This window comes from Halopiger djelfimassiliensis (assembly GCF_000455365.1).
Classification (GTDB): domain Archaea; phylum Halobacteriota; class Halobacteria; order Halobacteriales; family Natrialbaceae; genus Halopiger_B; species Halopiger_B djelfimassiliensis.
On sequence record NZ_HG315684.1, the window covers coordinates 268,473 to 284,774 of the forward strand.

The following is a 16,302-nucleotide window of genomic DNA, read 5'->3' on the forward strand; positions in this document are numbered from 1 at the left end:
GCGCTCGAGGTCGTTCACGGGTCGTGATAGGTCAGTCGGCCACGACACGGTCGGCGTCTCGGCTTCGAACGGCGTCGACCCGGACAGTATATGTGCATCCTCGCCCGATCACCGACCGTGACACGCCAGCCGGACGACACGAGGGCGACCGAACTCCGGTACGAGGACGGGACGATCCGGATCGATGGGCTCGAGTCGCCGACCGCTCGGGCGATCGGGGACGCCGTTCCCGAACTCGAGTCCGATCCGCGAACCGGCGGCCGGCGGTGTCCCGCCTTTCGGTATGCTCCCCTTCGGGCGGCACTGACCGGTGTCGGTTCCGAACTCGACGATCGGGTGCTGGATCTCGACCCCGTGGGGGACCTCCGCTCGGCGTACGAACTCCGCGAGTACCAGCGAGCGGCGCTTGAAGACTGGCTCGAGACGGATCGCTGGGCCGACGGTCCCGACTCGCCGCCGGTTCCGAAAGCGCCGGCAGGCGTCCTCGAACTGCCGACCGGCAGCGGCAAGACCGTCATCGCGCTGCAGGCGATCGAGCGCCTCGCCGTCCCGACGCTCGTCGTCGTCCCGACGATCGACCTCCTCGAGCAGTGGGAGCGGGAACTCGAAGCGGAGTTCGGCGGGCCGATCGGCCGCTTCGGCGGCGGCGAACAGCGCCTCGAGCCGATCACCGTCTCGACGTACGACTCGGCGTACCTGAAAGCCGATTCGGTCGGCGACCGATTCGGGTTCGTCGTCTTCGACGAGGCCCACCACCTCGGCGGCGAAGGCTACCGCGGGATCGCCCGCCTGCTCGCCGCGCCCGCACGGCTCGGACTTACCGCGACGTTCGAACGCTCCGACGGTGGCCACGAGGTCATCGAAGGAATCGTCGGCCCGCTCGTCCATCGGGTCGGCGTCGACGAACTCGCGGGAGACCACCTCGCACCCTACGACGTCAAGCGACTCGAGGTGTCGCTCACGCCGGAGGAACGCGCCGCGTACGAGCGCAATCAGGAGGTCTTCTCCGAGTACCTCGCGAAATCGAACATCCGGATGCGAAGCGGCTCGGACTACCGGGAACTCGTCAAGCGCTCCGGGAACGACCCCGAGGCGCGGAACGCCCTCCTCGCGCGCCAGCGTGCCCGCGAGATCATCTACGGCAGCGAGGCCAAACTCGAGGCGCTCGAGGGACTCCTCGACGAGCACCGCGGCGAGCGGGTGATCGTCTTCACGGCGCACAACGACCTCGCGTACGACGTCAGCGAGCGGTTCTTGATCCCGACGATCACCCACCAGACCGGTGCCGCCGAGCGACGGGAGATCCTCGAGCGGTTCCGCGAGGGAACCTACAATCGGATCGCGACGTCGAACGTGCTGGACGAGGGCGTCGACGTTCCCGACGCCTCGGTCGCGGTCGTCCTCTCGGGCAGCGGCAGCGAGCGGGAGTTCACCCAGCGACTCGGACGGATCCTGCGTCCCGCCGCGGACAAGCGCCGGGCGCTGCTGTACGAGGTCGTCGCGGCCGAGACGTCGGAGGAAACCGTCGCCGAACGGCGACGGTGAGGACGGGCCGTCCGCAGTCGGCCGACTCCGATCGGGGGTCAGGACTGAAGACGCCACCGATCGGCGGGTTCGTCGAGCGAGACGGTCCCGCGGGTCCAGTACACCCAGCCCACGACGGCGGCGAGTCCGACGATCGTGATCAGGCTATCGAGGAGGCCGTGGATCGGGTACCACGCTCCCGACGAGAGCACCTCGACCCGAACGAGAGCCGGCACCGCTGCGGTCGCGTCGTCCAGCCCGCCGAAGAAGAGCACGTTCACCGCGGCGTTGCTGGCGAAGTGGAGTCCGACCGGCAACGCCAGGCTCCCGGTCAACAGGTACGCGAGTCCGTACAGGAGGCCGCTCATCGTCCACGAGAGTACCAGCAACGCGGGCGGGACGCCGCCGGGGACCGCGCCGAAGCTGAGGTGTGGAACGGCGAAAACGGTCGTGCTGACGACCACCCCTCCGACGAGTGCCGCCGAGCGACCGAGGCCGCGACCGGCCAGCCCCTCGGCCGCGTTCGGCACGACGATGCCTCGAAAGACGACCTCCTCGACCGTCGCCCAGAAGCCCGTTCCGACGATCGTGAGGACGAGGGCGGCGAGCAGCGGTCCCGTCCCGGCGGACAGGACGTCGTCGATCCGTACCGATCCCAGCCCGTAACTCGCCAGAAACAACAGCCCCGTCAGAACGACGCCGAGGACCGTTCCGGCGGCGAGGTCGAGCCACCACGTCCGGTCACGGTGAAACCCGTAGTCGGACGGCGACCGGCGATCGAGATACCGTGCCGACACGAGCAGGACGCCGGCCGTCAAGACCGCGACCGTCAGTCCGGAGACGGCCAGTTCGGACGGCAGGGAGTCGAAGGGCACGACCAGCGCGGTGACGCTCGCTCCCGCGGTCGCCAGCACGAACAGCCCGAACGGGATCAGGACTCGCCACGTCGCCCAGAGCCGGGTGTCGGTTTCGCCGCGGAGAATCGTCTCCGTGAGTGAGCGGACGCTGGGGACCATGGCCTATTAGTCAGACGTGCAACAGGTAAACGTTGTCATCGCTCGCGGGACCGACACCGCTGGTCACGCGTCCCCGTCGGTGTTCCATTCGCCACCGAGTTCCGGCCGCTCGAGCGTCTCCATCGCCCCGGCCTCGAACAGACTCACACGCCCCGTCTCCTCGCTCAGCGTGAGCGTCGTCACCACGTTCGGCCGGCGCGAGGTGTCGAGGGCGCTCATGTGTCGCGATCCCATCCAGCCCTCGTAGTCGGCGTCCCGCGGATCGAGATCGTCGCGTTCGTCGGGCATCAGGTCCGTGAAACGGACCATCTGCTCCTGAACGACGCCGTCGACGCTGACGACGACCGCGCCGTCGCGCGTGACGGCGACATCGCGAGCCGTTTCGAAGAACGCGTCGAGATCCAGACACACGTCGCGACAGCGGTTCGTCGGCCACCGGTTTCGGCCCATCGGATCGGCGAACGACGCGATCGAGGGCCCGGTGACGACCGCGAGGTACATTCCCGGCCCCTTGACGTGCTGTTCGTCCCACCGGTCGAACTCCAGGCTGATCGCCTCGAGCGTGTAACGAACGCAGTCGACCAGTTCCTGCACCCCGTCGTGGGTTTCGTACACGATCCGAAGCTCCCCGTCGTCCATAGGGATTGTTCCGCCCGGCCCCCCGTAATGGCCGTGCCTGAACGCGCGTCGGCGCGCCCGTCCCGACCGAACGGCCGTCGGCCGCCGCGGGATCGACGGAGCGGACCGCTTTTGGGCCCGCGACGCGGAGTTCGGCGCGAATGCTGACGAAGGACCTGCGTCGCGTCTCGAGGGCCGGTGGCGGCTACCACCCCCAGTTCGCCGGGCGCGAGCACCGCCCGCTGGCGGCCCGCGTGATCGGCACCTATCAGGGCCACGTCGGCAAGCCACGCGGCGATCTCGAGGACGCCCTGACCGATCTCGAACGCGAGGCGGACGACTTCAAACTCGTGCGGGGCCTGTCCGCGCTCGTCGAGCGCGACGCGACGTTCGAAACCGACGCGCCGATCGACCCCGAACGCGCCCGCGCCGCGGCCTTCGAAGCCGCGAACGATGTCGGCGTCGTCACCGAGGACGAACGCACGATGGCGCTCGCGCGTGCCGGCGAGACGCTCGGGCGCTCGGCCGACGACCTCGAGCAGTCGCTGTACGCCGACCTCGAGGAACGGCAGGTCCTCGCGGCGGTCGACCCCCGTTGGGACCCGGACGACCTGGTCGCCCAGTACAACCTCTCGCTCGCGCAGAGCGCGCTGTTCGACGCCACCGAGCTTCGGGTTCGCTCGAGCGATCCGAAGGCGCTGGTGTCTGCGATCAAGCGGTTGCGCCTGATGTACGAGATCCGCCGTCCCGGTGGCGGTAGCGTCGAGACGGGCGAGGGTCTGGCGAGCGACCGTGAGGTGGTCGTCACCGGTCCGACGCGCCTCTTTCGAGCGACCCGACGCTACGGCACCCGCTTCGCGCGGCTGTTGCGGACGGTCGCAACGACGGCGGAGTGGCACCTCGAGGCGACGATCGACGACCGCGGGACCGAGCGCACGCTGTCGCTCTCGCACGCCGACCCGATCGAAGTCCCCGACGCCGAGCCGGTCGCGGACGTCAGCTTCGACAGCGACGTCGAGGCCGATTTCGCCGCTCGGTTCGACGGCCTCGGCCTCGAGTGGGACCTCGTGCGCGAGCCCGAACCGCTCGCGACGGGGACGCGAGTGATGATCCCCGACTTCGCGTTCGACTACGAACACGGTGGCTTCCGCGTCTTCTTCGAGATCATGGGCTTTTGGACGCCCGAGTACGTCGAAAAGAAGCTGGCCCAACTCACGGACGTGGAGGACGTCGAACTGCTTGTTGCGGTCGACGACTCTCTGGGCGTCGGCGAGGAGATCGCGGCTCGGGACCACCGCGCGATCCCCTACACCGACTCCGTCCGGGTGAAAGACGTCGCGGACGTGCTCCGCGAGTACGAACGCCAGCTAGTCGCCGAGAGCGCCGCCGCCCTCCCCGACGAGCTGCGACCCGACGAGGACGCGCTCTCGCTCGAGACCCTCGCCGCCCGCCACGGGGTGAGCGAGGACGCGCTGGCGGACGTCGCGTTCCCCGAACACGAACGGGTCGGGCGGACGCTCGTCCGGCCGGCGGTGCTCGAGACGATCGCGGACGAACTCGCGGCCGGCATGTCACTCGCCGACGCCGAGGAGGTCCTCGAGACCTACGGGGTCGACGACGCCAGCACGCTCCTCTCGCGGCTCGGCTACCGCGTCGAGTGGGACGGACTGGCCGGCGGGACGCTCGTCGACGAATCGGAACGGTCGTAACCGACGACAGCACCCCGGTCGTCGCAGTCGAGCCGTTCGGGACGGAACGTTTCGGCGTCTAACGGTAGTCAACGGCCGACGGGGTTCTAATACGGTGATGAATCGATAGATACAATGACAAGATAACAGTTCGTTCAGGTACCGTGGTCGTGAGGGGATGGAGAGACTAATTTACAAGTACTATCTCTACAAGGCCAGCGTCACGTTCGGGTTCTTCTGGCCGATTTTCACGCTTTTCCTGCTCGATCAGGGGCTTACATACACGCAGATAACGCTGTTGAACAGCATCTCGGCCGCGCTGATCGTCATCGGGGAGATCCCGACGGGTTACGTCGCGGATCGGATCGGCCGCCGAAACAGCATGGTCGTGAGTTCGGCGCTGTACACGGGCGCGATACTCGGGTTCGTCGTTGCGCGGACGTTTCCCGAGTTCGTCTGCCTGTGGCTGCTCTGGTCGTTCGCACACACGTTCCAGTCCGGCAGTGCCGACGCGTGGCTGTACGACCTCCTCGACGAACGGCTCGACGAGAACGCGTATACCCGGGTCCGGGGCCGCGGTGCGTCGGTCAACATGTGGGTCAGTGCGGCGACGATGCTGGTCTCGGGTGTGGTCTACTCCGTCCACCCGACGCTCCCGTTCGTCGCGGGTGGTCTCGTGACTGCGATCGGCCTTCCGATCCTCCTGTCGATGCCCAAGAACGTACGGTACACCGACTCGAGCGACGGGTACGGGACGGACGACGGACAGGGGTATTCGATCGCCGAAGCGTTGCCGATCGTCAAAGGACACCTGAGTAGCCCACCGCTTCGATCGGTCGTCCTCTATCTCGCGGTGTTTTTCGCGATCGTTACGGTCATCGACAACTTCATCCAGCCGATCGTCGTGAACGACATCGGATTCCCGGAGGCGTCACTCGGCGTTATCTACGCCGGGTTCGCCGCCGTCGCTGCTGTCGGGAGCTACTACGCGGAAACGGTTGAAGACGTGCTCACGACAGGAGGCGCGATCGTGCTGATTCCGCCGGTTGTCGGCGTCTTTCTCGTCGTTCCGCTCGTGATTCCACTGGTTGCGCTCCCGGCGTTTTTCCTCATGAAAACGAGCAAGGAGCTGCTGTTTCCCATCATGAGCGGCTATATCAACGACCACGTTGGCTCGATGGAGCGGGCGACGCTGTTGAGCACCGTTTCGATGGTGATCGCCACGTTTCGAGTCCCGTTGCAGCCGCTTGGCGGGTACGTCGGCGATCTGAGCGGGCCGATCACTGCTGTGGCGGCGCTCGTCGTTGCGTTTCTCGCCTTCACGCTGTCGTTACACCTCTGGGAGCCGCCGACGGAAGAAGCAGCTGAGTCAGACGCCTCAACGACTGATTAGGGACCGATCCGATCGAACCGGGTTCCTCGAGAGCGCGCCGGCGTTCCTGCTCGGGTCGGTCGAAGCGGCCCCCATCGTTTTTCCAGTCGGTGGTGTACGACCGCCCATGCCACAGGACACGCCCGGCATCCACCACGTCACCGCGATCGCGAGCGATCCCGGCCGGAACTACGCCTTCTACACGGGAACGCTCGGCCTTCGACTGGTGAAACGGAGCGTCAATCAGGACGACGTCTCCGTCTATCACCTCTTCTACGCCGACCACGAGGGGACCCCGGGGACGAGCATGACCGTCTTTCCCTACCCCGACGCCCAACCGGGGCAGATCGGGACCGGACAGGTCAGTACGGTTTCGTTTCTCGTCCCCGAGGGCTCGATCGACTACTGGTACGACCGACTCGAGGACGCGGGAGCCGATCCCGACGAACCCCGCGATCGGTTCGGCGACACCGTCGTTCCGTTCGTCGATCCGGACGGATTGTCGCTGGAACTGGTCGGTCGGTCGAACGTCCCGCCGGCGAACCTCCCGGACGCTCCCGTGCCCGACGCACACGCGATCCGCGGGTTCTTCGGCGTGGAACTCTCGCTGACCAGCGCGGATCCGACCGGGAACTTGCTCCGGACGATGGGGTACCGCGAAACCGACCGCGAGGGAACCCGCCGGCGGTACGTGGCCGACGGCGAACTGGGATACGTCGTCGATATCTGTGAAGACCCACAGGCACCGCGGGGCAGGCCCGGTGCCGGGACCGTCCATCACGTCGCGTTCCGGGTACACGAGTACGAACAGTCCGAGTGGCGAGACGTCCTGATCGAGGCGGGACTCAGACCGACGGAGATTATCGACCGGAAATGGTTCGAGTCGGTCTACGTCCGCGAGCACGGCACCGTCCTCTTCGAGTTCGCCACCGAATCGCCCGGCTACACGGTCGACGAGGCCCTCGCGGAACTCGGCGAGCGGCTAGTGGTTCCCGAGTGGCTCGAGGACCGACGCGAGGAAATCGAGGCGAACCTCCCCGCCCTTTCGCCGTAGCCGCGTTGCGATCCGCGGCTGACTGTTCGGGGCCGTGCCGGCGGGCAAACGCCCGTCGCGACCTAGAGGTCGCGCTGTCGTCCCTTCGGCACCATCGAGCGGAGTTCGCCGTGGACGTACAGTCCGACGCCGATCGGCTCGCGGCCGCCCGCGATCTCGTGGGCGGCGATGAGATACCCCCAGTCCCCGTCCCACCGCTCGAGGGACTGATCCTCGCCGGCGGCGAACCGGCGGGCCTGGTCGTCGTCGAGTTCGATGACGCACTCGGTGGCGTGGCGGCCGAACCGCTGGACGAAGTCCGTCGTCGGCTTCCAGTGTTCCTGTCGCGTCCGGAGGCAAGTCATCCCGATCGCCTCGACTTCGAGCGGCGTCGACGCCTCGCCGGCGTAGATCCAGATCTTGCCGGCCCCTTTCTCCCAGAAGGTGTAGTCCTCGAAGGTCTCGGGTGGGATCCCAAACCGGTCCGCGAAGTACTCGAGCACCTGCGCTCGGCTGACCCGGCCCTCGACGGTTCGGTCCGCAGCCGTTTCGGGCAACCGGTCGAACCGCTGGCCGTCGTTTTGCTCGAGATCCGTCGTCTCGGCGTCGTCTCCCATCAGGCGGTCACCTCCAGTTTCGCCACGAAGAACCCGCCGGTATCGTTCTGGTGGGGATAGATCCGGGCCGTCCGGTCGAGACTTGCGTCGAAGGTCTCGTCGTTCCACGCGGTACGCCCCGGCGAGTAGTCCAGTCCGAGGTCGAAATCGACGACGCGACAGGGTTCGTTCTCGAGGGCGTGCTGGACGACGGCTTCGTTCTCCTCGGGGGCGAAGGTACACGTCGAGTAGACCACGGTGCCGCCCTCGCGAGTGGCCTGAATGGCCCGCCGGAGGACGCCCTTCTGAATCCCCGCGACGGACTGAATGTGGTCTTCCGACCAGTTCTCGAGCGCGTCGGGGTTTTTCCGGATCGTCCCCTCACACGAGCAGGGGGCGTCGACGAGCGCCCGATCGAACTCGTCGAACGGGAAGGGGTTCAGCGAGTAGTTTCGTGCGTCCCTGTTGGTGACCGCGAGGCTCGTCGCGCCGAGGCGCTCGGCGTTGAACCGCAGCGCCGAGATCCGCCCGAGGTTGCTGTCGTTTGCGACGACGGTCCCGCGGTCGTCCATCAGCGCCGCGATCTGTGTGGCTTTCCCGCCGGGGGCCGCACAGCAGTCCCAGACCCGCTCGCCGGGCTGGGGGTCGAGCACGACCGGCGGCACCGCCGAGACCTCCTCCTGTCCGTGTGTCAGGCCGTGGAACGAGGTCCACGTCGAGCCCGGCGAATCGGTCTCGAGACGCAGCACGCGGGGGTTCCACTCGGCCTGTTCGTACGCGAGACCGCCCTCGTCGAGGGTCTCGAGCGCCCGGTCGACCGAGGCCTTGATCGTGTTTACGCGCACGGCGTTACCCAGGGGCCGATCGCAGGCCTCGAGAAACGCCTCGAAATCGTCGATGATCGGTCGATACCGCTCGAGTGGCTCCATCGAGAGATCGTTCGCTTGCCCGCTGTTTGTGGGTTTCGAAGCGCCGCTGTCGTGGACTCCTGTCGCCGCCGGGCGTCGTCCCCTCGAAGACGCTGCCACGGCCTTTATGGGACGAACACCCATTCGTCCCAGTATGGCAGGCATTCGACTCCACGGCCCGGAAGCTGAACTCGACGACCCGATCCTCGTCGAGGGGTTCCCCGGACTCGGCCTCGTCGGGAAGATCGCGACCGATCACCTCGTCAGCGAACTCGAGATGCGCCACTACGGGAGCGTCGACTGCGAGGGGTTGCCCGGAATCGGCGTCTATCGCGGCGGCGACCGGACGGCCCGGCCGCCGGTTCGGATCTACGTCAGCGAAACCCACAACCTGCTCGCCCTCCGGAGCGACGCCCCGATCAAATCCGACGCCGTCGATTCGGTCGCCGACTGCGTCACCAGCTGGATCGCCGCACAGGGGGCGACCCCGATCTATCTCAGCGGCCTTCCGGCGAACAGGGAGGGGAAACCGGACGTCTACGGCGTCGGAACCGGTGACGCCGTCGAGACGCTCGAGGAGCACGATATCCCGGTTCCGCCCGAGGACGGCGTCATCACCGGCCCGACGGGGGCACTCATCAACCGCGCCGCACAGCAGGGGAACGACAGTATCGGGCTGGTCGTCGAATCGAACCCGAAGTTTCCGGATCCGGAAGCCGCGAGCATCCTCCTCGAAGCGGGGATCGCTCCGATCGCCGACCTCTCGATCGACGTGCAGGATCTGCTCGATCGCGCGGCGGAAATCCGGGAACAGCGGGAACAGCTCGCCCAGCAGATGCAACAGATCGGACAGGACGAGAGTTCACAGGCACAGCCGCTGCGGATGTATCAGTAACTCGAGTGGCGGCGGGACCACGTACCGATCCCCTCCCGCTTCACAGCGGGCGTCGGCTGGCAATCGAACCATCAAATTATATATTTGAGGAAGTAACTTTTACGAAAGAAGGCTGCTCGACCGGGTCTTCGATTTCCGTTGTCTTCTCGGCGTCAAAACACTTCCCGCGTATTTTTAATTCCCGATACCCTTCGAGAGGAATAGAGATGACTCCGGAAACGGAATCGTACGATATCGTGGTCGTCGGCGGCGGTACCGCCGGCTGTTTCGCCGCGGCGACCGCCGCTCGTGAGGGACTGGACGTCGTCCTTCTCGAGCGTAAAAGCGAGGAGGAAGGGGGGTACATCGCCTGTGGTGACGGAATCAAGGGGAAGAGCACGTTCCCCGATGTCGTCGATCGGGACCGGCTCAGGGACGAGTCGTTCACCAACGAAGGGATCACGCGCGGCATCTTCGAGAATCCCCAGACTGGGGAGTCGATCGATATTCCGTTCGGACAGACCGGCGCGGTCGTCGACCGCTGGAAGTACGGGCAGATCCTGCTCGACGAAACCGACCGTGCGGGAGCCGAGATCCACTACAATACCGTCGTCAACGACGTCGTCCAGCCCAACGGACGGGTCGAAGGCGTGAAAGCGGTCAGAGAAGGCGATCCGCTCGAGTACGAGGCTGACATCGTCATCGACGGCGCGGGCGCGCTGTCGGTGTTGCAGGACAAGGCCGATCTCTCGACGTCGACGTTCGATACGAACGTCAACTACTCGCAGTTCTGCTCGGCCTATCGCGAGGTCCTCGAACTGCCGGAGCCGGTCGACTGGGACGACGCCCTCGTGTTCAAGCCCACCGAAGAGTTGGGCTATCTCTGGTATTTCCCGCGGTCGGCGACGGAGATCAACGTCGGACTCGGGTTCCAGATGAGTCAGGAGCCGATGGAACTGGTCGACGTGCTCAAAGACGACATCGCGAGTCGGGCGGAGTTCGCCGGCGCGACGGTCAAGAACAAACTCGGCGCGGCGCTCCCCACGCGACGCCCGTACGACTCGGCGGTCCACCCGGGATACATGGCCGTCGGCGACGCCGCGGCCCACGTCAATCCCTGTACCGGCGGCGGCATTCCCGGGGCCGCGAAAGCCGGCCACTGGGCCGCAGAGGTCGCAACGGAGGCGATCGCCGACGGCGACGTGAGCGAGCACGCGCTGTGGGAGTACAACGAACGCGTCCAGACCGACTTCGGCAAGCGGTTCGCCGCGATGGACCTCTATAACATCTTCGGGACCGCACACGACCTCGACGAACTCGTTTCCGTCGTCACCGCCCTTCCCGGCCAGCAACTCGTCGACGCCATCGGAAAGAAGGGGACGGCGGAGATGGGTCTCGGCCTCAAACTCAAGACCATCATCAAGACCGTCGGCCACTGGGATACCCTCTATGAACTCTACAAGGTCCAGAGCGCCGCCGGTTCGCTCAAGGACGTCTACGACAGCTATCCGGACAGCCCCGACCACTTCGGGGCCTGGCGGAAAGAACGCGACGCCGTGATGGACCGCGTCTACGACGTCACCGGCGCGGAGCCGAAGTACTGACCGCTCCGGCTTCCGTTGGCGGACGCGAATCACGCTCGGGACGACGGCGGGCCGGTGCTCGATCACGGGATTCTATATGATATCTCCGTGTCGATTCCGGCATGGCACACGAAACGGACCTGACACGACTCTCGGCGACCGCCCTCGCCGCCCGCATCAGAAACGGCGAGTTGACGGCGACCGAGGCGGTCGAGGCCCACCTCGAGCGGATCGCGGAACGGGACGACGAACTCAACGCCTTCGTTACCGTCTGTGCCGACGCCGCACGCGAAGCAGCTGCCGAGGCCGATCGGGAACTCGAGGCCGGCGCGGACGTCGGACCGTTACACGGCGTCCCGCTGGCGCTGAAGGATCTCGGGGCGTTCAAAGCCGGCGTTCGGCACACGTACGGCTCGGCGCTCTTTTCCGACAACGTCGCATCGCGAACCGCGGCGATCGTCGAGCGACTCGAGGCGGCGGGCGCGATCGTGATCGGGAAGACGAACACGCCCGAGTTCGGCCACAAGGGGACGACGAACAACGAACTCGTCGGCGCGACGGCGTCGCCGATCGACACCTCGCTCAACGCCGGTGGCTCCTCGGGCGGCTCCGCGGCGGCACTGGCCGCGGGGCTGACCTCCATCGCGACCGGGAGCGACGCGGGCGGCTCGATCCGGATTCCGGCAGCCGCCTGCGGGGTCTACGGGATCAAGCCGACGTTCGGACTGGTTCCCGACGATGACAGGCCCAACGCCTTCGGGCGGACGCGCCACCACGTCACCAAGGGACCGATGGCCCGCAGCGTCGCCGACGCCGCCGTCATGCTCGAGGTGATGGCCGGACCGCACCCGGCCGATCCGGCGAGCGTCCCCGTCGAGATCGAATACCGCGAGGCCGTCGACCGTTCGATCGACGACTACCGGATCGCGTACAGCCCCGATCTCGAGGTCTTTCCGGTCGAAGACGAGGTTCGGACGGTCGTCGACGACGCCGTCGGCGCGTTCGAGCGGGCCGGCGCGACGGTCGAAGCGGTCTCCGTCGACCACGACTACTCGATGGCCGAACTCGCGGAAGCGGTGGTTCCGACGTTCACTACTTCGATTCTCGAAGCCGCCGCGGTCCTCGAGGACGCACACGACGTCGACCTGCGGGACCGTCCCGACGAGGTGTCGGATAGCCTGCTCGCGATGTTGCACCTCGGCGAGCGGTACGGCCCCGAAGCCGTCGCGCGATCCGGAATCGTCCGCACTGGGTTTTTCGACGCCATTCAGGACGTCCTCGCCGAGTACGATCTGCTCGTGACGCCGACGCTCTCGCGGGTCGACGTCGGCCGCCACGAGGATATCAGCGCCGAGGCCTGGGAGTGGCCACTGACTTGGCCGTTCAACTGGACCGGCCACCCGGCCGCCTCCGCGCCAGCGGGGCTAACCGACCGGGGCCATCCCGTCGGCATCCAACTCGTCGGCCGCCGGTTCGAGGACGACGCCGTCCTCGCCGCGAGTAGCGCACTCGAGTACGAGCGCCCCTGGGATCGGCTGTACGAGTCCGCCGACGAGAGCGACCAGTCGCCGTAGGTGAGATACTCGATACCGTCGTATTCGACGAGCCACGTCCCAGTGTCCTCCCTCCACGTCTATCCCCTCGTAGCTCCGGAGGCGGTCGACCACCGACCGGAACGCGTCGTCGGCTTCGAAGTACGTTTCGTCGATCGCTTCCTCGACCACCGACTGCTCGTCGTCGAAAAGGCCTGTGTGCGAACAGATACTGGTCCCGAATCCGCTCGGCGAACGTCTCGACGTCGGGAGCGATCTCCGTCACCTCGTATCGGAACTCGTCCAGAGACGCTTTTCGATCGTCGACCGTTACCCGGTCTCGGTTCCCACCGTGGATAATGACGTCGTACTGTCGCTTCGGGCCGTTCTCGACAGGACCCGTCCGGCAATCGGAGTACCCACTACCGCTCACCGCAACCCAAACCCATTTTCACGTCGTTCCCCTGTCCACGCACATGGCAATCGAAGACGGGTCTATCACACCGGAGACGTATCCGACCGCGAACGGAATGCCCATGCTCGGGCTCGGGACGTGGCAAAACACCGACGCCGAGCAGTGTGCCGAGAGCGTCCGCACGGCGCTCGAGATGGGCTATCGACATATCGACACGGCACAGGCCTACGACAACGAGGAAGCCGTCGGCGAGGGAATCGCCCGCGCCGACGTCGACCGCGAGGATATCTTTCTCGCGACCAAGATCTGGATCTCGAATCTCGCGTCCGACGACGTCCTCGAGACCGCCCGGGCGAGTCTCGATCGGCTCGGCGTTGATTCGGTCGACCTGCTGTACGTCCACTGGCCGGCCAGAACCTACGATCCCGAGGACACGCTGGCCGCGTTCTCGGAACTGTACGAAGAAGGACGCATCGAGAACGTCGGCGTCAGCAACTTTCTGCCCGAACAGCTCGAGGAGGCGATCGAAATCTGTGACGCGCCGATCCTGGCGAATCAGGTCGAACTCCACCCGATGCTCCAGCAGCCGGCGCTTCGTGAGGCCTGCCAGGACCACGACGTAGAGGTAGTTGCGTACTCCCCGATCGCCCGCGGCGAAGTGTTCGACCAGCCGGCAATTCAGGAGATCGCCGACAAACACGGGACCAGCGAGGCCCAGGTGAGTCTCGCCTGGCTGCGCGAGAAGGGCGTCACCGCGATTCCGAAGGCGACGGGCGAGGCCCACATCCGGGACAACCTCGAGTCGTTGACGCTCGAGTTGGATCAAGATGACATCGACGCGATCGATTCCATCGGGGAGACGAACCGCAAGGTCGACCCCGACTTCGCCCCCTGGAACTGAGCACACCGTTGGACTCGAGAGGGCGTTCGGGGCCCGAATCGGCCGTTTCAGCACCTATTGGCGGTCCAGAAAAAGCAGGAAAGTTTACGGTACGTCAGCTTTATGGCTCGCGTATGTCCACCCGCTCTCGAAGCAGTGGCGGTGGTGGCATCGTCGGCGCGATCAGGGCCGACTTAGGGCGGTTACACGGTGTCTGGATGGAACTCGTCTTTCCACGACAGCGTGGCCGCGGCCACTCCGTCATGGGCAAATGGCAGCCCGAGACGCTCCCACAGAAGATCGGCTATTACGCCTGGAGTACGCTCGGGACGCTCGGGCTGCTCGTCCTCTATCCGCTTACCGTTCTCGGCTTCGCGACCCGCTACTACGCGGCGAAACTCGACTCGACCCGGACCCGACTCGGCATCGTCGGCGTCACGGCCATCGCGTTGCTCGTCTGGGGAACGTTGACCGTCATCGCCCATCTCAGACTTCCGTTCGACGCCTTTCTCGCGATCGCCGCCGCAAGCGCCGTCGCAACGGTCTCGACGGCGCTGGCCGCGGTCTGCTCCAAGTTCGGCGGCCGGGCGCTCTCGGTGGCGCTTGCGTACCCGTTCGCGATGACGGCGCTGTTCCTGCCCCCGGTAGTCGCGGCGCTCGTGACGCCGTCGTTGCATCCCTACGTCCTCGACCCGAGCTATGACTTTGCCGTCTGGGTACTGGACAACGTGTTGTTCCTCGGCGGGATCAACGAGTGGCTCCGGGCGAACTTCCAGCTCGAGGGTGCAGCCTACGCGGGAATGTGGCTCGGCATCTCGTTCCCGCTCGGCTGGTTCCTCGGAATCGTCATCGCGCTGGCGAACCTGGTTCGCCCCTCGCAATAGGCGCGTCCAACCGGCGTGAACGGGCTGCCGATTCCCGGTATCATTTGAGTTCGGATTCCGAACGGTCTCACATGGAGTTCAATCTTCCAACGACCGCAGGTGCGTTTCTCCTCGTGATCGCGCTCGGCGTCGGTGGGCTGCTGGCCGCGCCGATGATGCAGATGAGTACCGTACTGATGATGGTAGCGCCGTCGATGATCGTGTTCGGACTGATCATGCTCGGGCTCGGTGTCAAACACGGCGAGTACCGTGCGACCGGCCGGTGAGAAACGGAGAGCCGCGCTTTAGCGCTATGCTGGCGCTCGAGTCACACGAAAACGTCGGGGACGGTGATGCCTTCCTCGAGTTTGGAGACGATCGACGAGCTACATGTACCCGAGATCGCGCAGACGCTCCATCAGGTCCTCCTTGTCCTGAGCGCGACCCGCGCGTTCGGTCGTTCCCTCGAGGTCTTGCAGCCAGGCGGGTTCCTCGTCGCTCTTTTCGGTGCTGACTTCGCTGCCGAGCGAGCGGAAGCCGGCGAAGTACTTCGGCGAGATCGGGACGTCGTCCTGGTCGACTCCCTCGGGCAGGTCGTCGGCTCCCTCCGGGACGTAGCCGTCGTCGGGGAACTCGTCGACGGTGTCCGGGACGACGAAGTTCCAGAACGCCTCCCAGACTGCAGCCTCGTCGAACTGCAGGATCGGCTGGATGCGGTCGTGGGGCGGGTAGATGTCGGGGTCGTGGCGCGGCGAGAAGAACGTCTCGTCGGCGCGGGCCTCCTGCTCGTCCCAGCGGACCCCGGAGATGACGCCGTCGATGTCGTGCTCCTCGAGGGCGTCGTTGAGCGCGACCGTCTTCAGCAGGTGGTTCCCGACGTAGGTGTCAAGCAGGAACGGGAACGTGTCGTCCTCGTACTCGAGGATGTTTTCGACGTGATGCTGGTTGTGCTCGGAGAGCGCTGAGATCTCGATCTCGTCGCCCGGATCGAGACCGTGCTCGTCGACGTAGTCGCCGACGTCCTCGTTGCGCGCGTAGATGACCTCGAGATCCCACTCGTCGGCCCACCGATCGACGAAGTCGTGAATCTCGTCGAAATGCTGGTAGTGATCGATGAACACCGCCGGGGGGACCTCGAGATCGAACCGGTCCGCGACCTCCTTGATGAAATACAGGGTCAGCGTCGAGTCCTTTCCGCCGGTCCACATGACCGCCGGATTCTCGTACTCCTCGAGCCCGTCGCGGGTGACCTCGATGGCCTTCTCGATCTTGTCCTCGATGTGCGGATAGTCCGCTGGATCTGCGCCTTCGCCGTCGCTGTAGTCGACGTCGACGTAGTCTGGAACGTTCTCCGTCATGTGGTGTAATTAGATATAATTACTTCGGTTAAACCCTTTGTG

The 16,302-nt window shown here is 65.9% G+C and carries 15 protein-coding genes; 10 read left to right on the forward strand and 5 right to left on the reverse strand.

What is annotated here, in order from left to right:
- Positions 1 to 90 precede the first annotated feature (90 nt).
- Positions 91 to 1,545 carry a DEAD/DEAH box helicase family protein gene (locus tag TX80_RS01375; protein WP_049921082.1) on the forward strand — a complete coding sequence of 485 codons (1,455 nt, stop codon included), beginning with the start codon at positions 91 to 93 and terminating at the stop codon, positions 1,543 to 1,545.
- Between the two features lie 38 nt (positions 1,546 to 1,583).
- On the opposite strand, the gene TX80_RS01380 is transcribed toward TX80_RS01375, so the two are convergent.
- The gene (locus tag TX80_RS01380) at positions 1,584 to 2,540 is read right to left on the reverse strand and encodes a CPBP family glutamic-type intramembrane protease (RefSeq protein WP_049921083.1); all 957 of its coding nucleotides are present in this window, start codon (positions 2,538 to 2,540) and stop codon (positions 1,584 to 1,586) included.
- A 63-nt stretch (positions 2,541 to 2,603) separates the two neighbouring features.
- The gene (locus TX80_RS01385) at positions 2,604 to 3,179 is read right to left on the reverse strand and encodes a diadenylate cyclase (protein WP_049921084.1); all 576 of its coding nucleotides are present in this window, start codon (positions 3,177 to 3,179) and stop codon (positions 2,604 to 2,606) included.
- Between the two features lie 140 nt (positions 3,180 to 3,319).
- Between TX80_RS01385 and TX80_RS01390 the strand changes: the two genes are divergently transcribed.
- The 3 genes from TX80_RS01390 (at position 3,320) to TX80_RS01400 (ending at position 7,272) form a co-directional block, all read left to right on the forward strand.
- Positions 3,320 to 4,867, forward strand: coding sequence for a DUF790 family protein (locus TX80_RS01390; protein WP_049921085.1), 1,548 nt, complete (start codon positions 3,320 to 3,322; stop codon positions 4,865 to 4,867).
- Positions 4,868 to 5,024: 157 nt separating this feature from the next.
- Entirely contained in the window at positions 5,025 to 6,239 is a 1,215-nt protein-coding gene (locus TX80_RS01395; RefSeq protein ID WP_049921086.1) for an MFS transporter, read from the forward strand.
- A 106-nt stretch (positions 6,240 to 6,345) separates the two neighbouring features.
- Positions 6,346 to 7,272 (forward strand): ring-cleaving dioxygenase, encoded by a 927-nt coding sequence (locus TX80_RS01400; RefSeq protein ID WP_049921087.1) that lies wholly within the window; start codon positions 6,346 to 6,348, stop codon positions 7,270 to 7,272.
- Positions 7,273 to 7,334: 62 nt separating this feature from the next.
- Here TX80_RS01400 and TX80_RS01405 read toward each other — a convergent pair whose 3' ends face one another.
- Both TX80_RS01405 and TX80_RS01410 read right to left on the reverse strand, forming a co-directional pair.
- A complete protein-coding gene (locus TX80_RS01405; protein ID WP_049921088.1) occupies positions 7,335 to 7,868 on the reverse strand; it encodes a DUF7122 family protein in 534 nt (177 codons plus the stop codon).
- Positions 7,868 to 8,776: an RsmB/NOP family class I SAM-dependent RNA methyltransferase gene (locus TX80_RS01410; protein WP_049921089.1), complete on the reverse strand. Its 909-nt coding sequence runs from the start codon at positions 8,774 to 8,776 to the stop codon at positions 7,868 to 7,870. The genes TX80_RS01405 and TX80_RS01410 overlap by 1 nt, the downstream gene beginning before the upstream one ends.
- Positions 8,777 to 8,909: 133 nt before the next feature.
- Here TX80_RS01410 and TX80_RS01415 point away from each other — a divergent pair, with 133 nt between their 5' ends.
- From TX80_RS01415 to TX80_RS01440, 6 genes are all read left to right on the forward strand, one after another.
- Positions 8,910 to 9,650, forward strand: a complete 741-nt coding sequence (locus tag TX80_RS01415) for a proteasome assembly chaperone family protein (protein ID WP_049921090.1) — start codon at positions 8,910 to 8,912, stop codon at positions 9,648 to 9,650.
- Between the two features lie 206 nt (positions 9,651 to 9,856).
- Entirely contained in the window at positions 9,857 to 11,233 is a 1,377-nt protein-coding gene (locus TX80_RS01420; RefSeq protein WP_049921091.1) for a geranylgeranyl reductase family protein, read from the forward strand.
- Positions 11,234 to 11,334: 101 nt separating this feature from the next.
- Positions 11,335 to 12,786, forward strand: a complete 1,452-nt coding sequence (locus TX80_RS01425) for an amidase (protein ID WP_049921092.1) — start codon at positions 11,335 to 11,337, stop codon at positions 12,784 to 12,786.
- A gap of 434 nt (positions 12,787 to 13,220) precedes the next feature.
- Entirely contained in the window at positions 13,221 to 14,060 is an 840-nt protein-coding gene (locus tag TX80_RS01430) for an aldo/keto reductase (RefSeq protein WP_049921093.1), read from the forward strand.
- 113 nt (positions 14,061 to 14,173) lie between these two features.
- A complete protein-coding gene (locus TX80_RS01435; protein WP_049921094.1) occupies positions 14,174 to 14,923 on the forward strand; it encodes a hypothetical protein in 750 nt (249 codons plus the stop codon).
- 71 nt (positions 14,924 to 14,994) lie between these two features.
- Positions 14,995 to 15,189, forward strand: coding sequence for a DUF7333 family protein (locus tag TX80_RS01440; protein ID WP_049921095.1), 195 nt, complete (start codon positions 14,995 to 14,997; stop codon positions 15,187 to 15,189).
- A gap of 99 nt (positions 15,190 to 15,288) precedes the next feature.
- On the opposite strand, the gene TX80_RS01445 is transcribed toward TX80_RS01440, so the two are convergent.
- Positions 15,289 to 16,260 carry a phosphoadenosine phosphosulfate reductase family protein gene (locus TX80_RS01445; RefSeq protein ID WP_049921096.1) on the reverse strand — a complete coding sequence of 324 codons (972 nt, stop codon included), beginning with the start codon at positions 16,258 to 16,260 and terminating at the stop codon, positions 15,289 to 15,291.
- Positions 16,261 to 16,302 lie beyond the last annotated feature (42 nt).